Raw genomic sequence first — 674 nt, forward strand, 5'->3', positions numbered from 1 at the left:
GGGGAACCTGGGGCTGGATCACCTCCTTACCTATACGACTAACTCAATATTTGTTGAGTGTTCACACAGATTACTTGATAGAAGAAAGAGAAAGATATCGAAAGGTATTTTTGCGGATTTTGATTGTTAATCAAGGCGCTTGAGGAGTAAAGGAGGATGTGTAGTTTACTACATGACGACTGAACGACGAAAGCAACGCCGAGTAACGATTAAAAGACCAAAAAGAATGGGTCTGTAGCTCAGCTGGTTAGAGCGCACCCCTGATAAGGGTGAGGTCGGTGGTTCAAGTCCACTCTGACCCACCAAATCTTCATTTTATCTGCGTTAATTAAATACTCGTTTAGCAGGCTAAACGTCGCATTGAATTAACTTGCTAAAATTCGATTTGGCTTCGCCAATTCTATAATTGGTACCTTGATATTTATTCTCGCTGTATGTAAGGGGTTATAGCTCAGCTGGGAGAGCGCCTGCCTTGCACGCAGGAGGTCTGCGGTTCGATCCCGCATAGCTCCACCATTCTCTTGAATGAGATACATACATCTAGGTCAGAGATGCCAAAGATAAACGAAATTTTATCTTTGGCTTTTTTAAGCCCGCTCTTTAACAATTTGGAAAGCTGATAGTATTTAATTGCATGAGTCTGTCATGTGATTAATTACAAATCGTTTAATACG

At 41.5% G+C, this 674-nt stretch carries 2 tRNA genes; both read left to right on the forward strand.

Annotation, left to right across the window (positions count from 1 at the left end):
• Positions 1 to 228 precede the first annotated feature (228 nt).
• Positions 229 to 305, forward strand: a tRNA-Ile gene (locus OHT75_RS11680).
• Positions 306 to 440: 135 nt separating this feature from the next.
• Positions 441 to 516 (forward strand) — tRNA-Ala (locus OHT75_RS11685).
• The last annotated feature ends 158 nt before the right edge of the window (positions 517 to 674 follow it).

It is taken from the genome of Shewanella subflava, assembly GCF_025971955.1.
Lineage (GTDB): Bacteria > Pseudomonadota > Gammaproteobacteria > Enterobacterales > Shewanellaceae > Shewanella > Shewanella subflava.